27 protein-coding genes are annotated in these 25,227 nt (G+C 54.3%); 17 read left to right on the top strand and 10 right to left on the bottom strand.

What is annotated here, in order from left to right; genetic code table 11:
- Positions 1–142: 142 nt before the first annotated feature.
- On the top strand, positions 143–1,402 hold the full coding sequence (gene glyA, locus QZ516_RS10390; RefSeq protein ID WP_297189250.1) for a serine hydroxymethyltransferase: 1,260 nt from the start codon (positions 143–145) through the stop codon (positions 1,400–1,402).
- Here the strand turns inward: glyA and QZ516_RS10385 are convergent.
- Positions 1,399–1,575, bottom strand: a complete 177-nt coding sequence (locus tag QZ516_RS10385; RefSeq protein WP_297189245.1) for a hypothetical protein — start codon at positions 1,573–1,575, stop codon at positions 1,399–1,401. The two genes, glyA and QZ516_RS10385, sit on opposite strands and share 4 nt — an antisense overlap.
- Between QZ516_RS10385 and nrdR the strand changes: the two genes are divergently transcribed.
- From nrdR to hisF, 11 genes are all read left to right on the top strand, one after another.
- Positions 1,574–2,047 carry a transcriptional regulator NrdR gene (nrdR, locus tag QZ516_RS10380; protein WP_297189243.1) on the top strand — a complete coding sequence of 158 codons (474 nt, stop codon included), beginning with the start codon at positions 1,574–1,576 and terminating at the stop codon, positions 2,045–2,047. The two genes, QZ516_RS10385 and nrdR, sit on opposite strands and share 2 nt — an antisense overlap.
- Positions 2,048–2,052: 5 nt before the next feature.
- On the top strand, positions 2,053–3,156 hold the full coding sequence (gene ribD / locus QZ516_RS10375) for a bifunctional diaminohydroxyphosphoribosylaminopyrimidine deaminase/5-amino-6-(5-phosphoribosylamino)uracil reductase RibD (RefSeq protein WP_365333552.1): 1,104 nt from the start codon (positions 2,053–2,055) through the stop codon (positions 3,154–3,156).
- Positions 3,157–3,213: 57 nt separating this feature from the next.
- Positions 3,214–3,822, top strand: coding sequence for a riboflavin synthase (locus QZ516_RS10370; protein WP_297189240.1), 609 nt, complete (start codon positions 3,214–3,216; stop codon positions 3,820–3,822).
- Between the two features lie 41 nt (positions 3,823–3,863).
- Positions 3,864–4,976 carry a bifunctional 3,4-dihydroxy-2-butanone-4-phosphate synthase/GTP cyclohydrolase II gene (gene ribBA / locus QZ516_RS10365; RefSeq protein WP_297189237.1) on the top strand — a complete coding sequence of 371 codons (1,113 nt, stop codon included), beginning with the start codon at positions 3,864–3,866 and terminating at the stop codon, positions 4,974–4,976.
- Positions 4,977–5,045: 69 nt separating this feature from the next.
- Positions 5,046–5,516 carry a 6,7-dimethyl-8-ribityllumazine synthase gene (ribH, locus tag QZ516_RS10360; RefSeq protein WP_297189234.1) on the top strand — a complete coding sequence of 157 codons (471 nt, stop codon included), beginning with the start codon at positions 5,046–5,048 and terminating at the stop codon, positions 5,514–5,516.
- A gap of 9 nt (positions 5,517–5,525) precedes the next feature.
- A complete protein-coding gene (gene nusB, locus QZ516_RS10355; protein WP_297189230.1) occupies positions 5,526–5,966 on the top strand; it encodes a transcription antitermination factor NusB in 441 nt (146 codons plus the stop codon).
- Positions 5,967–5,997: 31 nt separating this feature from the next.
- Positions 5,998–6,960 carry a thiamine-phosphate kinase gene (thiL, locus tag QZ516_RS10350; RefSeq protein ID WP_297189227.1) on the top strand — a complete coding sequence of 321 codons (963 nt, stop codon included), beginning with the start codon at positions 5,998–6,000 and terminating at the stop codon, positions 6,958–6,960.
- A 57-nt stretch (positions 6,961–7,017) separates the two neighbouring features.
- Entirely contained in the window at positions 7,018–7,506 is a 489-nt protein-coding gene (locus QZ516_RS10345; protein WP_297189223.1) for a phosphatidylglycerophosphatase A, read from the top strand.
- Between the two features lie 61 nt (positions 7,507–7,567).
- Entirely contained in the window at positions 7,568–8,218 is a 651-nt protein-coding gene (locus QZ516_RS10340; RefSeq protein WP_297189220.1) for a TIGR02281 family clan AA aspartic protease, read from the top strand.
- Between the two features lie 92 nt (positions 8,219–8,310).
- A complete protein-coding gene (ribA, locus tag QZ516_RS10335) occupies positions 8,311–8,925 on the top strand; it encodes a GTP cyclohydrolase II (RefSeq protein ID WP_297189217.1) in 615 nt (204 codons plus the stop codon).
- Positions 8,922–9,695 carry an imidazole glycerol phosphate synthase subunit HisF gene (hisF, locus tag QZ516_RS10330; protein ID WP_297189213.1) on the top strand — a complete coding sequence of 258 codons (774 nt, stop codon included), beginning with the start codon at positions 8,922–8,924 and terminating at the stop codon, positions 9,693–9,695. Before ribA ends, hisF begins: the two co-directional genes overlap by 4 nt.
- 25 nt (positions 9,696–9,720) lie before the next feature.
- Here the strand turns inward: hisF and QZ516_RS10325 are convergent, their stop codons facing one another.
- The 4 genes from QZ516_RS10325 to gpmI all read right to left on the bottom strand — a co-directional run bounded on the left by QZ516_RS10325 (position 9,721) and on the right by gpmI (position 14,157).
- Positions 9,721–9,954: a DUF6316 family protein gene (locus tag QZ516_RS10325; RefSeq protein WP_036859208.1), complete on the bottom strand. Its 234-nt coding sequence runs from the start codon at positions 9,952–9,954 to the stop codon at positions 9,721–9,723.
- A 143-nt stretch (positions 9,955–10,097) separates the two neighbouring features.
- Positions 10,098–11,381: a S41 family peptidase gene (locus tag QZ516_RS10320; protein ID WP_297189210.1), complete on the bottom strand. Its 1,284-nt coding sequence runs from the start codon at positions 11,379–11,381 to the stop codon at positions 10,098–10,100.
- A gap of 53 nt (positions 11,382–11,434) precedes the next feature.
- A complete protein-coding gene (locus QZ516_RS10315) occupies positions 11,435–12,583 on the bottom strand; it encodes a peptidoglycan DD-metalloendopeptidase family protein (protein ID WP_297189208.1) in 1,149 nt (382 codons plus the stop codon).
- Between the two features lie 23 nt (positions 12,584–12,606).
- Positions 12,607–14,157, bottom strand: a complete 1,551-nt coding sequence (gene gpmI, locus QZ516_RS10310) for a 2,3-bisphosphoglycerate-independent phosphoglycerate mutase (RefSeq protein WP_297189204.1) — start codon at positions 14,155–14,157, stop codon at positions 12,607–12,609.
- 163 nt (positions 14,158–14,320) lie between these two features.
- Here gpmI and QZ516_RS10305 point away from each other — a divergent pair, with 163 nt between their 5' ends.
- The 3 genes from QZ516_RS10305 to secB all read left to right on the top strand — a co-directional run bounded on the left by QZ516_RS10305 (position 14,321) and on the right by secB (position 15,588).
- The gene (locus QZ516_RS10305) at positions 14,321–14,731 is read left to right on the top strand and encodes a rhodanese-like domain-containing protein (RefSeq protein WP_297189200.1); all 411 of its coding nucleotides are present in this window, start codon (positions 14,321–14,323) and stop codon (positions 14,729–14,731) included.
- Complete coding sequence (grxC, locus tag QZ516_RS10300) at positions 14,718–14,993, top strand: glutaredoxin 3 (RefSeq protein WP_297189197.1); 276 nt, start codon at positions 14,718–14,720, stop codon at positions 14,991–14,993. Before QZ516_RS10305 ends, grxC begins: the two co-directional genes overlap by 14 nt.
- A gap of 82 nt (positions 14,994–15,075) precedes the next feature.
- Entirely contained in the window at positions 15,076–15,588 is a 513-nt protein-coding gene (gene secB, locus QZ516_RS10295; RefSeq protein ID WP_297189192.1) for a protein-export chaperone SecB, read from the top strand.
- A gap of 64 nt (positions 15,589–15,652) precedes the next feature.
- Here the strand turns inward: secB and glnG are convergent, their stop codons facing one another.
- The 4 genes from glnG to glnA all read right to left on the bottom strand — a co-directional run bounded on the left by glnG (position 15,653) and on the right by glnA (position 20,387).
- Entirely contained in the window at positions 15,653–17,068 is a 1,416-nt protein-coding gene (gene glnG, locus QZ516_RS10290; protein WP_297189189.1) for a nitrogen regulation protein NR(I), read from the bottom strand.
- A 1-nt stretch (position 17,069) separates the two neighbouring features.
- Positions 17,070–18,137 carry a nitrogen regulation protein NR(II) gene (gene glnL / locus QZ516_RS10285; protein WP_297189187.1) on the bottom strand — a complete coding sequence of 356 codons (1,068 nt, stop codon included), beginning with the start codon at positions 18,135–18,137 and terminating at the stop codon, positions 17,070–17,072.
- Between the two features lie 180 nt (positions 18,138–18,317).
- On the bottom strand, positions 18,318–18,848 hold the full coding sequence (locus QZ516_RS10280) for a DUF4124 domain-containing protein (RefSeq protein ID WP_297189184.1): 531 nt from the start codon (positions 18,846–18,848) through the stop codon (positions 18,318–18,320).
- A gap of 132 nt (positions 18,849–18,980) precedes the next feature.
- The gene (gene glnA, locus QZ516_RS10275; protein ID WP_036859227.1) at positions 18,981–20,387 is read right to left on the bottom strand and encodes a glutamate--ammonia ligase; all 1,407 of its coding nucleotides are present in this window, start codon (positions 20,385–20,387) and stop codon (positions 18,981–18,983) included.
- Positions 20,388–20,724: 337 nt separating this feature from the next.
- On the opposite strand from glnA, the gene thiI reads away from it, so the two are divergent.
- Together thiI and QZ516_RS10265 are read left to right on the top strand one after the other, a co-directional pair.
- Positions 20,725–22,179 (top strand): tRNA uracil 4-sulfurtransferase ThiI, encoded by a 1,455-nt coding sequence (thiI, locus tag QZ516_RS10270; protein WP_297189180.1) that lies wholly within the window; start codon positions 20,725–20,727, stop codon positions 22,177–22,179.
- Between the two features lie 120 nt (positions 22,180–22,299).
- Entirely contained in the window at positions 22,300–24,072 is a 1,773-nt protein-coding gene (locus QZ516_RS10265; protein WP_297189177.1) for an SLC13 family permease, read from the top strand.
- Between the two features lie 134 nt (positions 24,073–24,206).
- Here QZ516_RS10265 and QZ516_RS10260 read toward each other — a convergent pair whose 3' ends face one another.
- Positions 24,207–25,157, bottom strand: coding sequence for a diguanylate cyclase (locus QZ516_RS10260; RefSeq protein WP_297189173.1), 951 nt, complete (start codon positions 25,155–25,157; stop codon positions 24,207–24,209).
- Between the last annotated feature and the right edge of the window lie 70 nt (positions 25,158–25,227).

Raw genomic sequence — 25,227 nt, 5'->3', positions numbered from 1 at the left:
CGGCCGGTCTCTGGGCAGGTTGGAACAATGCCGATCAGCACCTGGGCGCAATAGCGCTCAAAGCGTTGTATTTAGCTTGGGATTCGCTGGTGGATTTGTGTACAATTCATGCTCTTTTTTCCCAGCCACCAGTGTGAGATTCATGTTCGATAAAGATATCAGCATTGCCAGTTTTGACCCCGAAATCTGGGCTGCCATTCAACACGAGGAGCAGCGCCAGGAAGAGCACCTCGAGCTGATTGCCTCCGAGAATTACACCAGCCCCGCAGTCATGGCTGCGCAGGGCACCAAGCTCACTAACAAGTACGCAGAGGGCTATCCCCATAAGCGTTACTACGGTGGTTGTGAGTTTGTTGATCAGACCGAAGAGTTGGCCATTGAGCGGGTCAAGGTGCTATTTGGTGCCGGCTATGCCAATGTCCAGCCCCATTCCGGTTCGCAGGCCAACAGTGCGGTCTATCAGGCGCTGTGCCTGCCGGGCGATACCATTCTCGGTATGAGTCTGGATGCCGGTGGGCATCTCACCCACGGTGCCAAACCGAATTTCTCGGGCAAGATTTACCATGCTGTTCAATACGGCCTGGATTCGGAAACCGGTCTGCTGGACTATCAGCAGGTTGAGACACTGGCATTGGAGCACAAGCCGAAAATGATTGTGGCCGGCTTCTCCGCCTATTCAGGGATACTGGACTGGGCAAGATTTCGTGAGATCGCCGACAAGGTGGGCGCCTACCTGCTGGTGGATATGGCTCACGTGGCGGGCCTGGTGGCCGCGGGCGTTTATCCCAGCCCAGTCCCCTATGCCGATGTGGTAACGTCGACTACCCACAAAACCCTGCGGGGCCCCCGCGGCGGTATTATTCTGACCAACAGCGAAGAGCTGGCGAAAAAAATTAACTCGGCAGTATTTCCCGGTGGTCAGGGTGGCCCCCTGTGCCATGTGATTGCTGCCAAGGCGGTGTCTTTCAAGGAGGCGATGACCGAGGACTTTCGCACTTACCAGCAGCAGGTGGTGAAAAATGCCAAGGCCATGGCTGGCGCCTTTATGGAGCGCGGCATCAGGATTGTCTCCAAAGGCACTGAAAATCACCTGATGCTGGTGGATCTGATCGGCAAGGATTACACCGGCAAGGATGCCGATGAGGCCCTTGGCCGGGCCTTCATTACCGTCAACAAGAATGCTGTACCCAATGACCCCCGGTCACCCTTTATCACCTCGGGGCTGCGGATTGGCACACCGGCAATTACTACCCGTGGATTCACCGAGACCGAGAGTATCCAGCTCACCCACTGGATCTGCGATGTGCTGGACAGCCTGGAAAACGGTACCGCTGAGCAGGTGATTCCACAGGTGAAGGAGAAGGTGTTGGATATCTGCGCCAGATTCCCCGTCTATGGCTAAATGACCACCGCGGTCAGATGGTCAGAAAAGCCCTGCTCAAGCGGGGCTTTTTGTTTCTGATTGGGTTCTGATTGAAGGTGCCGTTTTGTCCCTGTGACCGGTTTTGCAGAGCGGGTGGCCAGCACAAGATGTGGTACCATTTGCGCCTGTTCGAATTCATTGGCAAAACCCATGCACTGTCCTTTCTGTAGCGCCGACGATACCAAGGTGATTGATTCCCGGCTGGTTGCCGAAGGCGATCAGGTGCGCCGTCGGCGTGAGTGCCTCTCCTGCAAGGAGCGCTTTACCACCTATGAGGTGGCAGAGCTGCTCATGCCAAGAGTGATCAAGCGTGATGACGTGCGCGAGCCGTTTGACGAAGACAAGCTGAGGGCAGGGTTGTTGCGTGCGCTGGAAAAAAGACCCGTGGGCATTGAGCGTATCGAAGCTGCCATTTCCCATATTCAGCACCAGCTCCGCGCCACCGGCGAGCGGGAGGTAACGTCCCGAATGATTGGCGAGCAGGTGATGGAACAGTTGCGCGAGCTCGATGAGGTGGCCTACGTCAGATTTGCCTCGGTCTATCGCAGTTTTCAGGATCTGAGTGAATTTCGTGCGGAACTGGATCGGCTGGAAAAAAACCTGCCTGATATTAAAGGTGCCTGAGTCCGGTGAACAGTCGTCTTGATTTGAGCCTGATGGCCAGGGCACTGCAGCTGGCAGCGCGAGGTCGCTACACCACGATGCCCAATCCGATGGTGGGTTGTGTCATCGCCAGCGGTGATCGGGTGATCGGGGAAGGCTGGCATGAGCGAGCCGGCGAACCCCATGCGGAAGTTCATGCCCTCAGTCAGGCGGGTGGCGCAGCCAAAGGTGCCACGGCGTATGTCACACTTGAACCATGCAGCCATCACGGCCGCACGCCGCCCTGTGCCGAGGCGCTGATTTTGGCGGGGATCACCCGGGTGGTGTATGCGATGGCGGATCCCAATCCCGAGGTTGCCGGTGCCGGTCTGGAAAAGCTTCGGCATGCTGGTATCACCGTGGACGGGCCGGTGCTGGAGGACGAAGCGCTGGAACTCAACCGAGGCTTTATCAAGCGGCACCGGCATGGCATGCCCTGGGTCACGGTTAAACTGGCCATGAGTCTGGATGCACGCACGGCCATGGCCAGTGGTGAAAGCCAGTGGATTACCGGTGCTGCAGCGCGCAGTGATGTGCAGCGCTTGCGGGCGCAGAGCTGTGCGAATATTACCGGTAGCGGTACGCTGTTGCACGATAACCCGTCGCTCACTGTCCGGGCCGCCGAGCTGGGGCTTGAAGATGCAGCCGGGATCGCCATGAGGCAGCCCCTCAGGGTGGTGGTGTGTGGTAAAAGCCCTTTGCCGTCTGCGGCAACCCTGCTAACCGATGGCGGCAGGACGTTGCTGGTGTCACCGGTAGAGAAAAATATTCCCGGGGTGGCATCGCTCGCCCTCGACAGGGGTGACGGCAGCGTGGATCTGGCAGCCCTGCTGCGAGAGCTTGCAGGGCTGGAGTGCAATCGTGTGCTGGTGGAGGCCGGGGCGACGCTCGCCGGTGCGTTTGTCAGCGAGGGGCTGGTGGATGAGCTGATCGTTTACATGGCGCCGACATTACTCGGTAGCCTGGCGAGACCCATGCTGGTGTTGCCCTTTGATAATATGGATCAGCAGCTGCCGTTGAAGATACGGGATGTTCGCATGGTGGGTGACGATTTGCGGATCACGTCGGAACCCCCGGCACCGTCCCGGTAAAAGACAGCAAATTGAGCTTAATCGACTGGTAATCGCGTGCTGGTGGGCGCAGGTAATATGTTTACAGGCATTATTGAAGCAGTTGGCGAAATCGTGGTCTGCGAGCCCCACAGTGGTGATCTGCGGTTGCGGGTTAAAACCTCTGATCTGGATCTCGGTAGTATTGCCCTGGGCGAAAGCATTGCCACCAACGGCGTTTGTCTGACGGTAATAGCATTGCCCGGTGACGGTTATCTGGCCGATGTGTCTGCGGAGACCCTGGCGAACACCACTATCGGTGACTGGCAACCGGGCACGCCTGTCAATCTTGAGCGGGCCTTGACGCCTTCGAGCCGCCTGGGAGGCCACCTGGTTTCTGGTCATGTGGACGCGGTGGGTGAAGTGCTGAGCCGCTACCCCGATGCGCGGTCAGAGCGCTTTCGTCTGCGTGCCCCCGACTCGCTGGCAAAATACATTGCCCACAAGGGGTCCATCACCGTGGATGGCACCAGCCTTACGATAAATCGCGTGGAGGGCGCAGAGTTCGAGCTGAATATTGTTCCCCATACACTGGAGAATACGGTGATGGGTACCTACGTACCCGGCAGCCGGGTCAACCTCGAAGTTGACCTGGTGGCTCGCTACTTGGAGCGGCTACTGTTGGGTGACAAGGCGGCAGAGGCTTAAAGTGCGACCGCGACAAACGGACAGTTAGAGAAGATCAAATTATGGCATTGAATACTATCGAAGAACTGGTTGCCGATATTCGCCAGGGGAAAATGGTCATCCTCATGGACGACGAGGACCGTGAAAATGAAGGTGATCTGGTCATGGCTGCAACCATGGTTCGCCCGGAAGATATTAATTTTATGGCTACCCACGGCCGCGGGCTGATCTGCCTGACACTCTCCGAGGATCGCTGTCGACAGTTGAATTTGCCCTTGATGGTGGATGCCAACAAGGCGAGCCACGGCACCAATTTCACCGTGTCCATTGAGGCGGCCGAGGGCGTTACCACCGGCATCTCCGCGGCTGATCGGGCCCGGACGGTGCAGGTGGCGGTATCCAGCAATGCCAGACCTCAGGATATTGTGCAGCCGGGTCACATCTTTCCTCTCAAGGCCCAGCCGGGTGGCGTACTGAGTCGTGCGGGACATACGGAAGCCGGTTGCGACCTGGCTCGCATGGGCGGCTTTGAGCCGGCGGCAGTGATAGTCGAAATCATGAATGATGATGGCACCATGGCCCGGAGAGCTGATCTGGAAGCCTTTGCGATCAAGCACCAGTTGAAAATGGGCACTATCGCCGATCTGATTCATTATCGGCTGGTGACTGAGAAAACCGTCAGCTGCATCAATGATCGCCCCATTGATACCCAATACGGTCGGTTTGATCTGAAAACCTATCTCGATGTGGCTCGCAATGAAAAACATTTCGCGTTGGTGATGGGTGATGTAATGTCGGGTGAGCCGCCGCTGGTGCGGGTGCACATCAATAAATCATCCCGCGACCTGTTTGCCATGGAGCCCGGGGATGGTTACCGGAGCTGGAGTCTGTCGCGCGCCATGGAGAAAGTCGCCGAGGAAGGCCGCGGGGTTGTCGTGTTTCTCTACTATCCGGAGACGGCGGATGACATTGATGCCAATGTCGACGAAATGCTCAATCGTGAACCATCAAGGTCCCAGCAGGCAGGTGAGGTGGTGTATCAGCAGGTCGGCACTGGCTCACAGATACTGATGGATCTCGGCATCCATAAAATGCGCCTGATGAGCGCGCCGTTTCGTTTCACCGGCATTTCCGGGTTTGATCTGGAAGTCGTCGAATACATCAATTGTGATTGATTCCCGCGGATCGTTCAGTGGGGATCTGGAAGCTGTTTTCACAGGCTGTAAACCTATCGGAAAAAGACCATGAGTGAATATCGCCCCGATGAGGGTAGTTTTAACGTGGAGGGCGCACGCATCGCTATTGTGGTGGCGCGCTGGAACAGTCAGATTACCGACAGCCTGTTGGCGGGTGCGCAGCGGGCATTGTTGCGTCACGGTATCGGCGAGCAGGCTATTGATCTGTTCCGGGTTCCCGGTGCCTTTGAGCTGCCGCTGACCTGCAGTCGGGCGGCAAAAACCCGCCGTTATGATGCTGTGGTTGCCCTGGGGTGTGTGATCCGTGGGGGTACGCCGCATTTTGACTATGTGTGCAGCGAGACTACCCGTGGCATCGGGGAGGTCGCTCTGCAGGAGGGGCTGCCCGTCGCCTTCGGTGTTTTGACAACCGATGATCTGGCACAGGCGCAACAGCGCGCTGGTGATAATCAGGAAAACAAGGGAGAGGAAGCGGCGCTGACCGCACTGGAAATGATCTCCCTTTTTCGTCAGCTTTAGGAGATTGTCTTGTCATTGCCCTCAACACGAAGAAAAGCCCGCCAGTTACTGGTTCAGGCATTATATCAATGGCAGCTTTCCGGTTCGGACTTGCACAGTATCGAAGCGGAATTTTTTGTCGACAACAATATGCGCAAGGTGGATACAGAGTTTTTTCGGGAGTTGTTACACGGTATTCCGCGGCATCTGGACGAACTGGATGCTGTTTACGGCGCCCACCTCGATCGCAAGAATACCGATCTGGATCCGGTGTCCAGGGCGCTGCTGCGCATGGGCAGTTACGAGTTGTGTTATCGCATCGATGTCCCCTACAAAGTGGCCATCAATGAGGCGGTCAATCTGGCCAAGACCTTTGGTCCCACCGATGCGTACAAATACATAAACGGCATCCTCGATAAAGTAGCCGTTGAACGCAGGGCGGTGGAAGTAAAGGCAGCCAGGGCGCGCTGATTCTCTTTCCACCATCCCGGGCAGGGTGAATATGTCACTCAATGAATTTTCGCTGATCGAGCACTACTTTTCCGCCATTGGACAGGCTGGTGGTGTGGTGTCAGGGGTCGGAGACGACGGTGCGCTACTGGATGTTCCGGCAGGCCAGCACCTGGTTGTTTCGGTGGATACATTGGTCGCCGGAGTGCATTTTCCTGAGGATGCCGCTCCCGATGATATTGCTCATCGCGCCTTGCGGGTTAATCTCAGCGATCTCGCTGCTATGGGAGCAGCCCCCCGCTGGTTTACGCTGGCACTGACACTGCCCGGCGCCGATATGGATTGGCTGGAGGCGTTTTCCCGGGCATTGGCGATGGATGCAGAGCAGTTTGGCTGTGCCCTGGTTGGTGGTGATACCACTGCCGGGCCGCTGAGTATTTCCATCCAGGTCATGGGTCTGGTGCCAGCGGGTCGGGCGCTGACCCGCAGTGGCGCCCGGGCAGGCGATCATGTTTTTGTCACCGGGACGTTGGGTGAGGGTGCGGCGGCACTGCAGTTGTTTGAGCCCTCGGCAAAACTCGCGGCGACGGTCAGTGAGCGATTGCGAAAACGCTTTTATCAACCCGCTCCCAGGTTGCAGGAAGGGCTGAATTTGCGTGGTGTTGCATCGGCGGCACTGGATGTGTCGGACGGTTTGTTGGCAGATCTCGGGCATATCGCTGAACAAAGTGCCCTCGGTGCCGAACTGCAGTTAGCTGCGTTGCCGGTGGCACCCTGGTTGAAGAAACTGGCCGATGCCGGGACGGTGCAGGATTGGGTGCTGTGCGGTGGTGATGACTATGAGCTTTGTTTTACGGTACCGCCTGAAAACCTGGCTGCAATTGACGGTATGATAGCCAGGGGTGAGTTAATCGCCACCTGCATTGGCCGGATGACCAGCACCGCAGGAATTCGCTGTATCGATGGCAACGGCATGTCAGTGCAGGTTGGGCAGACGGGTTATCGGCACTTTTAGTCTTTTTGTTGGCCGCTGGTATGATTGATGCTGGCCACTGGTTTTCAGGTGTAGTGAATGGATCGTCGACTGAACCCCTCTTTTGCACAGTTATTGAAAAACCCGGTGCATTTTCTGGCATTTGGCTTCGGCAGTGGGCTGGCCCCCAAGGGTCCGGGTACTGCCGGAACGCTGGTGGCCGTGCTGATCTGGCCGGCCCTGGCCACCCTGCCATTAACGCTCTATTTACTGATCGTGGCACTGACCGCGCTGTTGGGTTTTTACCTTTGCGGCAGGACGGCCCACGACCTTGGTGTCAAGGATCATCAGGGGATTGTCTGGGATGAGATGGTGGGCTACTGGCTGACCATGGCAGCGCTGCCGGCGACCTGGGCCTGGGCGCTGGCCGGGTTCGTCCTGTTTCGTCTTTTTGACATCTGGAAGCCCTGGCCCATCTGTTGGCTTGATCGTCATGTTGACGGTGGTGCCGGTATCATGCTGGATGACCTGCTGGCCGGTGTGTTTGCCTGGCTCATTCTGTTTGCTGTATGGCAAATCTGGTTTTAGGTACCGAACAGGTGTGTTATAGCCGATACTGGTCAAGGTTTTCGGGTAAGCGTGGACAGGGATGAAAAAAAAGATTGCCGCAATCTTGCTGAGCGTAATGGGGCTGACAGTTTCGCTCCCGGGTTGGTCGATGCCGGAGATTCGGGTGAACGGGTTGTTCAGTGGCAGCGCGGTGTTGGTTATCAATGGCAAGCAGCACTTGCTCAAGCAGGGGCAGACCAGCCCGGAGGGCGTCACACTGCTGGAAAGTAATAGCCAGCAGGCCGTATTGCTGGTGGATGGTAAGCGCTTGTCCCTCGGGCTTTCAGATCGTATCTCTGCCAGTTTTCACGCGGCGGAAAAGGCCGAGGTCAGAATCCCCCGGGCTGATAATGGACACTATTATGTCAGCGGCTATATCAACGGTCGCCCGGTCGATTTTATGGTGGACACCGGGGCCAGTGCCGTAGCCATGAATATGCACGATGCCCAGCGGCTGGGGGTGAACTTTCGCCGCGGTATTAAAGGTAATGCCAGCACTGCTGGTGGTATTGTGAATACCTATCACGTCGATCTCGATAAACTGAGTATTGGCAATATTACCGTCCATCAAGTTCGATCAACCGTTGTGATCGGTAACTTTCCGGCGCAGGTGTTGCTGGGTAACAGTTTTTTGAGTCAGATTGAAATGAGTGAAGAGGCCGGCGTTCTGGTGATGAGAAAAAAATATTAACTTTTCAGACTTCGCCAAAAACCTGGCCGACAAGCTTTACTCGGCGTCTATCCCGGCTAAAATACCCACCCGCCGAATTTCAGGAGTCGTTGGTGACCCTACGTTTTGTTGAAAGCTCCAAACTGCCCACTCGCTGGGGGGTGTTTGATATTCACGGCTTTGAAGACGTGAATAGCGATAAAGAGCACGTGGCTATTACCATGGGTGACGTCACCGGTGACCGACCTGTTATGTTGCGCATTCACTCCGAGTGCCTTACCGGCGATGCACTTTTCAGCATCCGCTGTGACTGTGGCGCGCAGTTGGAAGAGGCGATGCGGCGTATTGCCGTTGAAGGTCGCGGGGTCATCCTTTATCTTCGTCAGGAAGGACGGGGTATCGGGCTGCTCAACAAAATCAGGGCATACCACCTTCAGGATGCCGGGGCCGACACCGTGGAAGCCAATGAGCAGCTCGGTTTTGGCGCCGATCTGCGCGATTACAGTATCTGTCAGTCGATGCTCAGGCACCTGCAGATAACCCAGGTCAGACTGTTAACCAATAATCCCCGCAAGGTAGAAGCGCTTGAGAGTCTCGGAATAGAAGTCGTGGAGCGGATTGCGTTGCAGTCGGGCCGAAACCCCCACAATTTTCGTTATCTCGCGACAAAAGCCGGCAAGATGGGGCACCTGTTCGATGAGCAGAATGAAAATGAGGGTGATCATTGATGCTGGCCAAGCGAATTATCCCCTGTCTCGACGTGGACAAGGGGCGAGTGGTTAAAGGGGTTAAATTTCTCGATATACGCGACGCCGGTGACCCGGTTGAAGTGGCTAAACGCTATAACGAGGAAGGTGCCGACGAAATCACTTTTCTGGATATCACCGCGAGTCATGAAGAGCGGGACACAATGATCCAGACGGTGGAGCGAATGGCCAGTGAAGTGTTTATTCCCCTGACGGTTGGCGGGGGTGTTCGCAGCCTTGAGGATATCCGTTCACTGCTGAATGCCGGGGCGGATAAAGTCAGTATCAATTCGACGGCTGTCAAAACCCCCGAATTTGTCCGGCAGGCGGCGGAGCGGTTTGGGTCGCAGTGTATTGTGGTCGCGATTGATGCCAAACAGGTGAGCGCCGACAACGAGCCGCTGCGCTGGGAGGTGTTTACCCATGGTGGCCGTATTGCTACCGGGATTGACGCTGTTGCCTGGGCTGAGCAGATGGCCTGCTTTGGTGCGGGTGAAATTCTGCTTACCAGCATGGATCGGGATGGCACTAAAAGTGGGTTTAATCTTCCCCTCACCAGAGCCATCAGTGATGCCGTCGATGTTCCTGTCATCGCCTCAGGTGGAGTAGGCAATTTGCAACATCTGGTGGATGGTGTGATTGAGGGGAAAGCCGACGCTGTATTGGCGGCGAGTATATTTCACTTTGGGGAATATACCGTCAGAGAGGCAAAGGCGTATATGGCAGAACGGGGTATCGAAGTGCGGCTTTGAGCCGGGAATATCGGGTGTGGGCGTGTTAGATGGCGTAACGCGTCCCTATTTTAAAAAACTGCAGTGTTTCCTCGTCTGCTTTCTTGGCGAACTCAATATAGTCAGCCACGGCCTGAACAGCACCCTCTTTCGAGTCAAATGGGCCAACTGCCGCACCTTCGCGTGTGGCAAAGAACCAGAAGTTATGAAGTTTAAAAAAACGGTCACTTCTTATTAGTGGTTTTTGACTGCCATCTTCTGCTTTTCTTGGCGTTACCATGTGGTCTCCCGTGTACTGCTACTACTGGTATCGTTTTGGTAAAGGTCTCCACATAATCCGATTATTTTCCTAATATATCGAAAGAGTAAACACCCCCGCAATTCAGCACAATTTTTCCAGAAAAGTCAATGTGATTACATGTTCTATTGAGCTGCGTCAGCTCGGCTGGTATTGCGTGAAAAAATATCGAGTCCCTGCAGGAGGTTGATGGCCTCGTATAACTGGTTGTCTGTTTGCAGCAGATCGTCCTTGTCAGCCGACTGCTTGTCATTACCGCTACTCAGATGGCCGGCAAGATTGGCCTCCTTGATCTGTTTCTGCGTTTCAAGCAAGTGAATCTCCGCCGGTCTGACGATAATGTCGGGCTGAATCCCCTCTGCCTGTATAGAGCGTTTGTTGGGCGTGTAGTAGCGGGCAGTAGTCAGCTTAATGGCCCGTTTTGCTCCCAGTGGTATCACCGTCTGGACTGAACCCTTGCCAAAACTGCTGGTGCCCAGCAGTACCGCCCGGCGATGATCCTGAAGTGCCCCGGCGACGATTTCAGCGGCTGAGGCCGACCCTTCATTAATCAGCACAACAATCGGGATACCCTTCAGGGTGTCGCCAGATGTGGCATAAAATTGCTCTTTGGAGCTCGGGATCCGCCCCTCCGTATAAACCACCAGCCCGCCATCCAATAGCGCATCGGCTACCTCTACTGACGAATTGAGTAAACCACCTGGATTATTGCGTAAATCCAGTACCAGCCCTTTCAGAGGATCTTTCTCCTTCTGTAGATCAGCCAGTGCCTGCCGGAAATCTGCGCCGGTATGTTCCTGGAAGTGTGCAATTCGGACATAACCAAAGCCGGGTTCCAGTGTTCTTTGGCGGACACTCATTATCTGAATAATATCGCGGGTGATTTCCACCTCGAAAGGTCCGTCGGTATTTTGTCTGACAATGGTCAGGGTGACTTTTGAGCCTTTGGGTCCGCGCATCAGTTCAATCGATTCCGTCAGGGTCATGCCCTGGACCAGCTGGTCGTCAAGCTTGATGATGAGATCCCCCGCCTGAATGCCGGCGCGGTATGCTGGGGTGTCATCGATTGGGCTGATAACCTTGATAAAACTATCCTCCATTCCCACCTCTATGCCGAGTCCACCAAATTCTCCGCTGGTGCTCTCCTGTAACTCGCCAAAGGCTTTTTCGTCCAGATAGAGGGAGTGAGGGTCCAGCCCGTTGAGTAAACCACTAATGGCCATTTCCAGAAGTGCCTGATCGTCAATTTCCTCGACGTAAGCCTGGCGTATCTGATCGAATACCTGAGTGAAATAGCGCAGCTCCTCCAGTGGTAAACGGGCATCGTCAGCCTCTTCATTCGCATGGGACAGCACTGGCCATCCCAATATAAGTAGCGTCATCAGCAACGATTTAGTCAGCGGTTTCATGAAATGTCCTGATTGATTGACAGTAGTTTGGCCGGTGTTCGTTCTGGAACCTTTCAGGATCCGGCTTTGCTGGCCAGCCATGGCTTCGGATTGGTGGGTTTACCATTATGTCGAATTTCAAAGTAAAGTGCATGATCTGCCTGTCCACCGGTGTTGCCCACTCTGGCAATGCGTTCCCCGGGCTTCACCCAATCACCGGTTTCGCTGAGCAAGACCTGATTGTGGGCGTAGAGACTCATATAGCCTTCGCCGTGATCAATGATCACCAGCAGTCCGTAACCCCGCAGGTAGTCGGAAAAAATGACTCGGCCATGATGGATACTGTGTACATGAAGCCCCTCGGTGGCTTGCATCAACCAGCCGTTCCAGGTGATATCCGCGTTGCGTATTGCCCCGAAATGCCGGGTTAATTTGCCGGATACAGGCCAGGGTAGCTTGCCCTTCTGTTTGCTGAAGGGCTGTTTGGATGCCGGGGCTGCCAACTGCATGGCACGCTGTTCCAGTGCTTTCAGTACCGTTTCCAGACGCTGACGTTCATTTCTGAGCTGACTCAGTGTTTGCTGAGAGCTCTGTATCTGTTCGTCCAGCGAAGTGAGTAACTGTTCTCGCTGCTGGCGATTTTCTTTCAGGGTCTGCTGTTCGATGGCCAGTTGTTGGCGCGATTCGGTCAGTGACTGCTCGCGGGAGGCGATATCGGTTTTGGTTGTCTCGAGTCGTTGGTTCGTCTGTCGGTACGCGGCCAGCTTTTCAGCGCGTGCCGCGAGAAAATAATCGTAGTACTTGAGGGTTCTGCTGAGCTTTTCCGGATCTTCCTGGTTGAGGAGAAGCTTGATGGGTTCCTCGCTGCCGAGCCGGTAAGCAGCAACGATCTCTTTGCTGATCAGCTGTTGTTGAGTGCGTTTCAATGACTCGAGCTCAGCCTGTTGTTTCTCAAGTTGAATGAGCTCTCTGTTCAGTGCTGCCTGCTGTTTTTCAATGGTGGAAATTTTATTGCTCAGGTCGGCGGATGCCAGCTCAATTTTTTTCAGTTCACCGGCCAGCTGGTCCTGTTGTCGGCTCTGGCCTTTGATGGATTGCTCAAGTTTGCTGATATCCTTGCCGATTTTTTCCAGCTTGGCGCGATCTTCCTTTTCCCCGGCACTGGCTGTGCTCAACAGGAGAAAGGCCATTGCCGTAAGCAGCGCCTGTCGTATCCTGATCATATCCCTCAGCCATGTTGTTTTCGTCAACGGGTAAAACTGACCAGAGAGTGTCCGGTCATCTCTGGTGGTGGTGGTAGATCCAGCAGATCCAGCAGGGTGGCTGCTACATCTGCAAGTGAGCCGTTTTCCTTCAGCATCAACGCTCTTTGGCCCACGTAGGTCAGTGGTACCGGCAAGGTTGTGTGCTGGGTGTGGACCTGGCCGGATTCTTTATCGAACATTTGTTCAACATTGCCGTGATCCGCAGTGATCAGGCACTCGCCTCCGGTTTGCCGGATTGCCTTCAATACTCGATCCAGGCAGGCATCCACGACTTCCACCGCTTTTACTGCGGCGTCAAAGACACCGCTGTGGCCCACCTGGTCGCAGTTCGCATAGTTACAGATGATGACATCGTATTGGCAGCCGGTGATGGCTTTAACCAGTTCATCCGTTAGCTCATAGGCGCTCATTTCCGGCTTCAGATCGTAGGTGGCGACCTTCGGGGAGGGAATCAGGATGCGATCTTCCCCCCGGAACAGGGTTTCCTGACCGCCGTTGAAAAAGAAGGTCACATGGGCATATTTTTCTGTTTCGGCAATGCGTAGTTGTGTCATGCCCCGATTGCTTAGGTATTCGCCCAATGTGTTATGCAGATCTTCGGGTGGGAATGCGCAGTCAGCCTGGATGTCCGCGGCATATTCTGTCGTCATCACGAAGGCGCCCAGCGCTGGATGGGCCGTGCGGGAGAAACCCGAGAAATCCTTGTCCACAAGGGCGCGGGTCATTTCCCTGGCACGATCCGGTCGGAAATTCATGAATAATACGGTATCGCCATCCCGGATGGTGACAGCCGGGTGTAAATCGTCGGCGATGAGGGTCGGCAGTACGAATTCGTCATTCTCGCCGCGTTGGTAAGCGGCGTGGAGCCCCTCGACCGGGTCGGCTGCGCTGTGCTCGGCCTTGCCCAGCGTGAGCAGGTCATAGGCGGCCTGAACGCGATCCCAGCGATTGTCGCGGTCCATTGCGTAAAAGCGACCACAGATAGAGGCGACTCTGCCCACACCGAGTTCGGCCAGCTTGGCAGCAGTGCGTTGCAGTGATTGCTCTGCACTGCGTGGGGGGGTATCCCTGCCATCGAGGAAGGCGTGTACGTAAACTTCTTTTGCCCCCCGTTGTGCGGCCATGTCCACCATGGCATTGATGTGATCTTCGTGGCTGTGGACACCGCCCTGTGACAGGAGCCCGAGAATATGAACCCTGTTCTTGCCGCTGATCGCGTTGTCGATGGCGCGACTGTAGGTGGGGTTGGCAAAAAAGTCGCCGTCGGCAATGGCCTTGTTGATGCGGGTAAAACTTTGATAAATCACTCTGCCGGCGCCGAGGGTCATATGGCCCACTTCGCTGTTTCCCATCTGCCCTTCGGGCAGGCCCACAGCCAGTCCGGATGTGGCAATAAGTGTTGTGGGGCAATGGCTCCGGAGGTGGTCCATAACCGGAGTTTTGGCAGCCTGTATAGCATTGAATTCGTTGCTGTCGCTGTGGCCATAGCCGTCAAGCACCAGCAAAACCAGCGGTTTTTTTTGCTCGCTCATGATTTCAGTCAGGGGTTTTCCAGCAAGTTTGAATGGTAGGTGAATCTTACCTGTAAAGGTGTTTCAGTGCTAATGGTGGTTCCTAGAGAAGAGCGTGGTGTGTATACTTTCGCAGCTTCCCGGGGCCGGTTTGGTCCGGCCCGTAACTGTAGGTATCTTAATCGTGGAATTCTTTGTTTTTATCAGCGAGCAGTGGGTGCTGGTGAGTGTATTGCTGATATTGATTTATCTGTTTGCAATCAACGAGCGCATTAAAAGTGGCAGGCCCCTATCTGTGCATGCCGTTACTCGTATGATCAATGCAGATGAGGCGTTGTTGCTCGATATTCGGGACAGCAAGGAGTTCAAAGCGGGGCATATTGCCGGAGCGGTGAATATTCCCCAGGCAAAACTGTCAGACAAACTCGCTGAGCTGGATGAGCACCGTGAAAAGTTTATTATTATCGCTGACAAGGTCGGTCAGAATGCTGGAGCTGCAGGACGTCGGCTGCGGCAACAGGGCTTTAAAGTGTTCCGGCTTACCGGCGGTATGATGGAGTGGCAGAGTCAGCAACTGCCGGTTGTCAAAAGCTGACATGGTTGCGGCAAAGATCTATACCACCCGTAGTTGTGGTTACTGTGTCGCGGCAAAGAATCTTCTTGCAGCAAAAGATTTGTCTTACCAGGAAATTCCTGTGGATAACGATCCGGCCATGAGACGAGAGCTGGTGGTGTTGAGCGGTTACCACACCGTCCCTCAGATCTGGATTGGTGAGACTCACATTGGCGGTTATGACGACCTGCGTCGCCTGGAGCAACAGGGCGAACTGGATAGTATTATCGCTGATCAGCGCTGAAATGAGTTGCCCGGAATTCTGATGTTGCCTTGTCGGGACACCGTGAGCCAGGCACAAATATTGAACGAATAAAGGCATGACTATGACAGAAGAAAACGTTACTGATGACGCTGCGGCAGCTGGTGTTGAATCCCCACAGTTTGCCCTGCAACGGGTTTACCTGAAAGATCTCTCGTTCGAGACCCCCATGGGTCCAGAGGCCTTTCATCGCGAGGTGAAACCACAAATTGCACAGGAGCTGTCGACAAAAACCAATCAGCTGGATGAGACGCATTTTGAAGTGATTATCACCGTGACGATTACCGTCAAAGATGGCAACGACACGGTTTACCTGATCGAAGTACATCAGGCGGGTATATTTCTCGTCAAGGGACTGGATAAATCCCAGATGACACATGTTATCAATGTACTTTGCCCTGCAACCCTGTTTCCCTATGCCAGGGAGGTGGTAGACAATACTGTGATCAAGGGTACTTTCCCGGCGTTGATGTTGCCGCCAGTCAATTTTGAAGCGCTATTTGCCCAGGCTGTTGCCGAGGCGAGAGAGAAGAAAGAGCAGGAAGCTGAGTCGGATAAAAGCGATGTAACGCACTAGTGCTGCTCCGGTCAGCTGAACCTGCAATTGCTGCAGGTTCAGCTGGCTGACGGGTTAACCCCGATTAATGGTCTTCCTCATCATTCATCCCCAGCTCTTTCAACTTTCGAGTGAGCGTATTTCTTCCCCACCCCAATAATTCTGCGGCATCGCGTTTCCGCCCACGGGTATGACTTAGTGCCGTTTCGATCAGGGTGCGTTCAAAAATCGGCACGGCTGACGCCAGTATGTCCTGCCGACCGGCATGCAACTCGGCATCAGCCCAACTGCGCAACTGTTGTTGCCAGCTTCCCGAAGTGACATTTTTTTCCACCGGGCTGTCGCGCAATTCCGGTGGCAGGTCTTCCATGTGTACCTCTCGCCCGGATGCCATCACGGTTAGCCAGCGACAGGTATTCTCCAACTGACGGACGTTGCCGGCCCAGGGCAGGAGGCTGAGGAACTGTTCAACTTCGCTGGACAGGGTTTTGGTTTCTGTCTCAAGCTCCTTGGCTGCCCGCTGTAAAAAATATTGCATCAACATGGGAATATCTTCCCGGCGATCTGCCAGTTTCGGCAGGTGAATGCGAATGACATTCAGGCGGTGATACAGGTCTTCACGAAAACGGTTTTCCACCACCAGCTGCTCAAGGTTTTGGTGCGTGGCGGCGATGATGCGCACATCGACTTTTACCGGCGTGTGTCCGCCGACCAGATAAAATTCACCGTTGGCCAGTACCCTCAGCAATCGCGTTTGCGCCTCGGGAGGCATGTCTCCGATTTCATCGAGAAAAAGTGTCCCGCCATCGGCCTGTTGAAACCTGCCTTCGCGTCGCTGGGTGGCGCCGGTAAAAGCCCCTTTTTCATGACCGAACAGTTCAGATTCAATCAAATCGTGGGGGATCGCTGCCATGTTAAGGGCGACAAAACGGTTGTTGTGGCGTGGGCTATGATCATGTAATGCCTTGGCGACCAGCTCTTTGCCGGTACCGGACTCCCCATTGATTAACACAGTAATGTTGGAGTGAGACAGGCGGCCAATGGCGCGAAAGACCTCCTGCATCGCCGGTGCTTCGCCGATAATTTCACCGCTGATGTCAATATCACTTTCAACCGGTGTGCGATTCTGTTCGGTGACGAAATTAATGGCCCTGTTGGTCACAGCAACCAGTTCATCGAGGTCGAACGGTTTGGGTAGATATTCAAAGGCACCACCCTGATACGCGGCTACTGCGCTGTCCAGGTCGGAGTGGGCGGTCGTGATGATCACCGGTAGTGCGGGATTGCTGGTATGAATTCGTTGCAGTAATTGCAGGCCGTCAATGCCCGGCATGCGGATGTCGCTGATGATGGTGTCGGGCTGGTGCTTGTCGAGCCGGGCGAGCAGTTCGCTGGCATTTTCAAAGCTGGTGACATCCAGGTCGGCGCGACTCAGCGCCTTTTCCATTACCCAGCGGATGGAACGGTCATCATCCACTATCCATACAGTTCGCTTGTCCATGTTATGTGTCCAAAGGTAGATAGATCGTGAAGCGCGTCTCACCATGATCGTGGTCGCACTCAATCAGGCCGTGATGGAGGTGGATAGCCGACTGGGCAATTGGCAGGCCCAGGCCGCTGCCCTCGGCTCGGCCACTGATCATGGGAAAGAAAATACGGTCTATGAGGTTGTCAGGTATACCCGGTCCGTTGTCCGTAATATCAATTCGGCACACCACTTTGTGATGCGTTTTGCCGATGGTGAATTGACGCTGTATTCGTGTTCTGAGTTTGATGGTGGGCCGCTTTTGGGGGCTGTTGCGCAGAGCCTGGACAGCATTTCGAACGATATTGAGTATGGCCTGGATCAGTTGTCCCCGATCGCCGCTGATTTCGGGAATGCTCGGATCGTAGTTGCGTTTGATCAGAATGCTGCCGCGGGTCTCCGCCTCGGCAAGTGTGGCGACATGCTCAAGGACCTCATGAATATTGACCGGCAGAAATTTTGGCATGGTATTGGGGCCAAGCAACCGGTCAACGAGGTTGCAGAGCCGATCAGTTTCAGCGGAGATAATATCGGTGTATTCCCGCAACTCTGGCTGGTCGATCAGATCCTCCGAGAGTAGTTGAGCGGCGCCGCGGATGCCACCCAGCGGATTTTTTATTTCATGGGCCAGTCCGCGCACCAGGTTCCGGGTGGTGTCGTGAGTGGTGATGAGTGCTTCTTCACGATTGATTTTCATCAGCCGGTCCATGGGCTGCATTTCTATCAATAACATTTCAGCCGAAGTCGTTTGTATCGGTGTGGCCGTAAAATCCACTGTGATATGCGATTGGTCGGGAAGCGTCAGCGGTGCTTGCCGCTGGGTAAAGGGGTGGCTGGTCGCCAGGGCCTCTTTTAGCGAATCGTAAGTGCCGTCCCCGGCATCGAAAAGGGTGTTGATGGAGTTTCCACAGAGGCGCATGGCGCTCACTGCCAGGAGGCTTTCTGCAGCAGGATTCAAATAGCATATATCCAGCTCGTCATTCAGCAACAACACAGCCGTGCTCAGATTATCCAGTAACAGGTGGTGGAGCTGGTGGTCAGTCATCTCTCTACTTCAATTGCGGCTTCTACAGGCTGGGCAGTATTGCCTCTTTATGGTTCAGTACCAGTAAATACTTAGCAATTACTGGGCCAGTTTTTTTGTGGCTGGAAGATGCCTCAATCCCCGTGTACGTGGCTTGAGTGTAATTGATGGGCGATTGGTTTGCACCGTTATGGTGCGCGGCTAGGGGTTGTGCAATATGGAGTGGCGTTTGACATGAATGGTCACGGTGTCTGACTGACCGATAGGGTTGTCGGTATTATCGACCACCTGCGCCTGGAGAGTATGGGCGCCCCGAATTAGTGAATCTATCACGAATGATGTGGCCGGGACTGCTGGACCATGGGGCTGTCCGTTGTGCATCAATTGTACCCGGTGCCCGGCCCTCAGGGCGGGTTCAAGATACACCTGCACCACCACCTCAAGCTGCCCGGGCGGGATGGTTGAGTCCTGAGCGGGTGACAGAATGACAATGTCCTTATAACTGACTTCCTCGCTTTGGCTGCTTCTGGTGGGTTTTTTTGGTGCCACGGCGGGCTGGGTATTGATTGAGGGTAATGTGAGTTCCTCAGCAGAGGTGTCATTGGCAGGGGGTTGATCGGTGTATTTTACATTGCCCTTTTCATCCACAGTGCGATAGACCTGAGCGGCAACAGTCAGTGAAAGCATCAGTGTCAACAATGCGATAGCGGTTTTACTTTTCTGCAGCGACATGGCCTTCTCCCTACAATGGTTTCCAAGACTAACCCTGCTTTGACAAAAGAAAAAGCCCGTCATTCGAAAATGACGGGCTTTTTTATTTACTCAGCGTTGCTGAAGTAGAGCAGTTGAGAGCAGATCTTCAGCTTAAACCGAGTAATACATATCGAACTCTATCGGGTGAGTGGTGTGCTCAACACGGTAAACTTCCTGCATTTTCAGCTCAATGTAGGCATCGATCATGTCATCGGTAAAGACACCACCAGCGGTGAGGAAGGCCCGGTCTTCATCGAGGTTGCTCAGGGCTTCACGCAAGCTGCCACAGACCTGGGGGATTGCGGCGGCTTCTTCCGGGGGCAGATCATAGAGATCCTTGTCTGCCGGATCGCCGGGGTGAATCTTGTTTTGCACGCCGTCGAGGCCGGCCATCAACATGGCAGCGAAAGCCAGGTAGGGATTGGCAATCGGGTCGGGGAAGCGGGCCTCGACGCGCTTGCCTTTGGGCGATGCGACGTAGGGAATACGGATTGAAGCAGAGCGGTTCCTGGCCGAGTAGGCGAGCATCACTGGTGCCTCAAAGCCCGGAATCAGACGCTTGTAGGAGTTAGTGCCGGGATTGGTGAAGGCATTAAGGGCTTTGGCGTGTTTGATGATGCCGCCGATGTAATACAGGGCCGTTTCGGACAGGCCTGCGTAACCGTCACCGGCAAACTGGTTGACGCCGTCTTTCCAGAAAGACTGGTGGCAATGCATGCCGGAGCCATTATCGCCAACAATGGGCTTGGGCATAAACGTGGCTGTCTTGCCATAGGCATGGGCCACGTTGTGAACACAGTATTTCAGTATTTGGGTTTCATCCGCTTTCTTGACCAGCGTACTGAACTTCACTCCGATCTCACATTGACCGGCGGTGGCCACTTCGTGGTGGTGCACTTCCACATCCAGGCCCATTTGCTCCATAGCGGTACACATGGCAGCCCGAAGGTCGTGCAGAGAATCAATCGGGGGTACCGGAAAATAGCCGCCTTTCACGCGTGGGCGGTGACCCATATTGCCTTCGGCATATTCATTTCCAGTAGACCAGGCGGCCTCCTCGGAACTGATTTTGACAAAGCATCCACTCATGTCGATGCCCCACTTGATGTCATCAAAAACGAAGAACTCGGGTTCGGGGCCAAAAAAAGCGGTATCCCCAAGGCCGGTGGCGGCCAGGTATTGTTCGGCGCGTTTGGCCACAGAGCGTGGGTCGCGCTCATAACCGGTCATGGTGTTGGGTTCCAGGATGTCACAGCGAAGAATGACTGTGCTGTCGTCCGAGAAGGGGTCGAGAATTGCGGTGCTATCGTCGGGCATCAGCACCATGTCTGATTCGTTGATGCCTTTCCAGCCAGCAATGGATGAGCCATCAAACATTTGTCCGGTTTCAAAAAACTCCTCATCGACAGACTTTGAGGGAATGGTGACGTGTTGTTCTTTACCTTTTGTGTCGGTGAAACGCAGGTCTACCCAGCGAGATTCACTCTCTTTGATCAGGTTAAGAGTTTTATTGGACATTGGCTCCTCCAGGTATGGATATCCGGTTTTGTAGGGTTGCCGAAAGCGGCAGCTCTGGGTTGAGTATATCGTTAGTTAAATGGGTTTGTTTTAATGATTTGCAAGCAATGTGCCAATATGAAGCAAAAGCCATGCCATCGGTATCAGTCAAGTAAAACAACAGGTTATCAGTTTGGCAAGACAGCCTTTTGCACCATATTAGAATCTATTTTCTGAAATATGCACCAAAATAGTGCTAACTGCTTGAATCCGGTCGCAGTGATCCATGATAAGCGGATTTGGCCACATTTGTAATATAATCTTGGGCCGTTAAACACGAGTTGTAGTCATTATCCCCATGCATTTCATCGTCAAGCTTTTCCCCGAGATTACCATTAAGAGTCCCCCTGTCCGCAAGCGCATGACCCGCCAGCTGAGGGATAATCTCCGCAAATTGTTGGTGAGCATCGATCCTGCTATCCAGCTTCAACAGGACTGGGAGAAAATTCAGGTCGTCGGCCCTGTCGACGAGGAGCTGGCTCGCCAGGTTGTAGATCTGTTGGGCAGAACCCCTGGAATCGCCAAATTTGCCCGAATACAGCGCTATCCGCTGGGAGACTTTGACGATGTGGTTGAAAAAACACTGATTTTTTGGCGAAACTGTCTGGATAACAAAAGTTTTGCTGTTCGGGTGAAACGGGTTGGCGAGCACGGCTTCAAGTCCAGTGATCTCGAGCGCTATGTCGGCGCTGCTCTGCTGAACCACTGTGGCTCAGCCCGCGTTAATCTCAAGCGGCCGGATGTCACGGTCCGTCTGGAGATTCGTCATAACGAGCTCTATGTGATTGAAGCGGTTTATCCCGGGTTGGGCGGCTTCCCTCTTGGCACCCAGGATGCAGTGATTTCGCTGCTTTCGGGTGGGTTTGATTCCTCTGTGGCCAGTTACCTCACTATCAAGCGGGGCCTGTGTACACATTATCTGTTTTTTAATCTGGGTGGGCGAAATCATGAGGTGGGGGTCAAGCAGGTGGCCTCTTATCTGTGGCAGAAATATGCCAGCTCCCACCAAGTGCATTTTATAACAATCCCGTTCGCTGGTGTGGTGGAGGAAATCCTGACCAAGGTCGGCAATGCGGAAATGGGGGTTGTACTGAAGCGCATGATGCTGCGTGTCGCCAGTGAGGTCGCCAGGGAGCTGAAGATTGATGCGCTGGTAACGGGTGAGAGCGTTGCCCAGGTATCAAGTCAGACTCTGGCCAATCTCGCGGTTATTGATGCGGTGACTGACACGCTGGTCCTCCGACCACTGATCACCGCTGACAAAGGTGAAATCATCGATATTGCCCGGGCCATAGGGGTAGAAGGTTTTGCGGCCAACATGCCTGAATACTGCGGTGTTATTTCGGTCAGGCCCACCACCCGTGCGACGGGCCAAAAGGTGGCTAACGAAGAGGAAAAATTTGATTTCAGCGTATTGGCGCACGCGCTTGCTCATACTCGTGTCCAGGCCATCGATGATGTGCTGAATGACAATGACGTCATTCCTGTGGATGTTTTTGAAAATCCGCCAGCGGACTCGGTGATCCTGGATATTCGGCACCCTGAAGAAGTCTGTTCCCGGCCACTGAATGTGCCTGAAACAGAGGTGGAGCTGATGCCTTTTTATACCCTGCAGGGCCAGTTCCGCGAGCTGAAACAGGCGTCCCGGTATGTGCTGTATTGTGACAGGGGGGTGATGAGCCGGCTTCATGCAGAACACCTGATAGAGCAGGGTTTCTGCAATGTGGGTGTCTATCGTCCTGTCCGCAAATAAAGGCAGAGGCTTTTAGAAACCCTATATCTCATAAATATACCCACAGATGATTTTTTATTCTTTGTGGGTATTAACAATGGCCCCTATTCTTGCTCTTTTTGAGCAGGCGAAGTGAAATCTATGGACTGGCAAGGCGTTTTATCATTGGCGTTGACACTGGGTGCGTTGCTGGTATTGGCAACCACCCGGATTGGACCCCATCTGGTGATGATGGTGGTGCTGAGCATACTGAGCGTCACCGGTATCCTGACTGCCACCGAAGCGCTGTCTGGATTCAGCAATAGCGGTGTTATCACTGTCGCAGCAATGTTTGTGGTGGCAGCAGGGCTGCACGCATCAGGCGGTATTGATCTGCTGGTGAACCGCTTCCTGGGGCGGCCTAAAACCGTCCGGTCTGCCTTGACCAGGATGTTTGCGCCCGTGGCATTGTTGAGTGGCTTTTTAAACAATACACCAGTTGTCGCCACGATGATTCCGGCCATTCATGCCTGGTCGCGACAAATCAATATTGCGCCATCCAAATTGATGATTCCGCTGAGCTATACGGCAATTCTGGGCGGTACCCTGACCCTTATCGGCACCAGCACCAATCTGGTGGTCAATGGCCAGTATCAGGTGTTGACGGGTGAGCCCGGATTTTCGTTATTTTCGATCACTGCTGTGGGTTTTCCGGTCGCGCTTATCGGGCTGTTCTTTATCTGGTTATTTTTTCCCAGGTGGCTGCCGGATCGCGGGGATCAGCAGGCTTTTGGCAACCTGCGTGAATTTACGCTGGAAGTTTCTGTTGCGAAAGATGGTCCGTTGGTCGGTAAAACAGTGGCAAGCGCAGGGCTGCGCCACCTGAGGCGTGTTTATCTGGTGGAAATTGTACGGGGTGGCACGGTGGTGACTGCCGTACCCTCTGAGGAAAAACTGCAGGGCGGGGACCGCCTGGTGTTCGCTGGAGATACAGAGGCGATTTCGGATCTGCTGCGCATCAATGGCCTGGTGCCATCGACCGAGAATGAGGAGGGGCTGTCCCTGGATACTGACCGTGCCGAGCGACGTCTGGTGGAGGTGGTCGTGTCGCCCCACTGCGATGCGGTGGGGCATGCCATACGGGATTCCGGGTTTCGGAGTCGCTATGGTGCAGTGGTCCTTGCCGTTGCGCGTCATGGCGAGCGGGTTCAGGGGAATCTGGGCACGATTGAGCTGGCAGTGGGTGATACCCTGTTGCTGGAAGCCCGGCCCGCATTTGTCAGCCGTCAGCGCTATAACAAGGATTTCCTGTTAGTCAACGAGCGCAATACTGAACCGCCGAGGCACGAGCGAGCCTACTTGTCCTGGGCCATTCTGGGCGGCGTTGTCGCTCTGGCGGGGTTCGGGTTGACCAGCATGCTAAACGCGGCACTGCTCGGTAGTTTGCTGATGATCCTCTGCGGTTGCTGCTCGGTCAATCAGGCGGAAAAAAATATCGATATGATGGTGATAGTGACTATCGCAGCCGCTTTTGCACTGGGCATGGCGCTGGAGAAAACCGGCGTGGCGGCCTTTCTCGCCGACAATATGGTTCAGCTGGGTTCCGGTAAGCCCTGGTTGCTGCTGATATTGTGCTATCTGCTGGTATCAATTCTGACCGAGCTGATTACCAACAATGCCTCGGCCGTGCTGGTGTTGCCGATTGTGCTGGAAATGACAGAGCAGGCCGGTTTGAACAACGAGCCTTTTATTTTTGCCATTATCATGGCGGCCTCGGCAAGCTTTGCGACACCTCTGGGCTACCAAACCAATCTGATGGTTTATGGGCCGGGTGGTTACCGCTTTTCGGACTTCCTTCGCGTAGGGATTCCGATGAACCTGCTTATCGGCACAGTGACATTGACGGTTTTATTGATCGGTTGGCCGCTCAGCTAATTGTTGAACGGTATTCCATGCCGCTATAAACCACATGAGCAGATTCCTGTGTCCTTTCCAAATAGCGATCAGGTATTAAGCCGATTTCAAGCAGAACGCCCAACCGCACAGGGCTGCTTTATTCAGTGCTGTAGTTAACAGGTATCGCTGGCAACTGTCTGATCTCGCCCTCTGCCTTTGGCTTCATAAAGGGCTTTGTCGGCCAGAGATGTCAGCCGTGAGGGGCTGTCCTCTGTAGCGGGAACAAGGCTGGCAACACCGGCGCTGATGGTTATCGACGACGATATGGGGCTGTCGGCATGTGGGATTTGCAATCTTTTGATGTTCGCCTGGATTTGGGCTGCTACTTTCAGTGCCCCGGTCAGTGAGGTGTCGGGCAGCAGGACGCAAAACTCCTCACCGCCATAGCGGGTGGCCATGTCGGTGGCGCGTAGCAGGCTGTGCTGCAGGGTGGTGGCAATGGATTTCAGGCAGTCATCGCCGACCAGATGTCCGTAGAGGTCGTTGTATTGTTTGAAGTAATCGATATCCAGGAAGATCAGCGCCAGCGGTTCCCGGCTGCGCATACCCCGCCGCCATTCCATGTCGAGATGGTCGGTAAAATAGCGCCGGTTATAGAGGCCGGTAAGCTCATCGGTGATGGCCATTTTTTCGAGCTTGGACTGGGCATTTTTATAGTCGGTATTGTCTCTGATCGTCTGAACAACAGCGATCAGGTTGCCGTGGATATCGTAAATAGGGCCCGCGTCCACTGTGAGATAGAGTCGTGAGCCGATGCGAGGCATAACACACCAGTTTTCGGCTTTATAGCCTTCCCCATAGATTGAGGGTTGTGCGTGAACTGCATAGAGCTGATCGAGCTCAGCTGTTCGTTCCTGCACCAGTACATCAGCGAGACAAAGCCGTTGCTTTGAATAGAAAGCTTTCCAGTGATCCCGTGTCCCCAGCACCTCATCGGCCCTGACGCCGGTGAGTCGCTCACAGGATTTGTTCCAGATGACGACGTAGCCGTTCCTGTCGAGGACAAAAGTCGCCGTGACCAGATGCTCCATGAGACTGACAGCAAATTTTTGCTGTTGAACCACCAAAATAAGATCCTTTATATGGTGTGTGTGAATTGCTGAGCAGTATAGGGCTCTCGGTTTGGGATGTCGA

The organism is uncultured Porticoccus sp. (genome assembly GCF_913061305.1).
Taxonomy (GTDB): Bacteria; Pseudomonadota; Gammaproteobacteria; order Pseudomonadales; family Porticoccaceae; genus Porticoccus.
The sequence above is the reverse complement of the archived record's forward strand: the minus strand, read 5'-3'. Positions and strand labels throughout refer to the sequence as shown.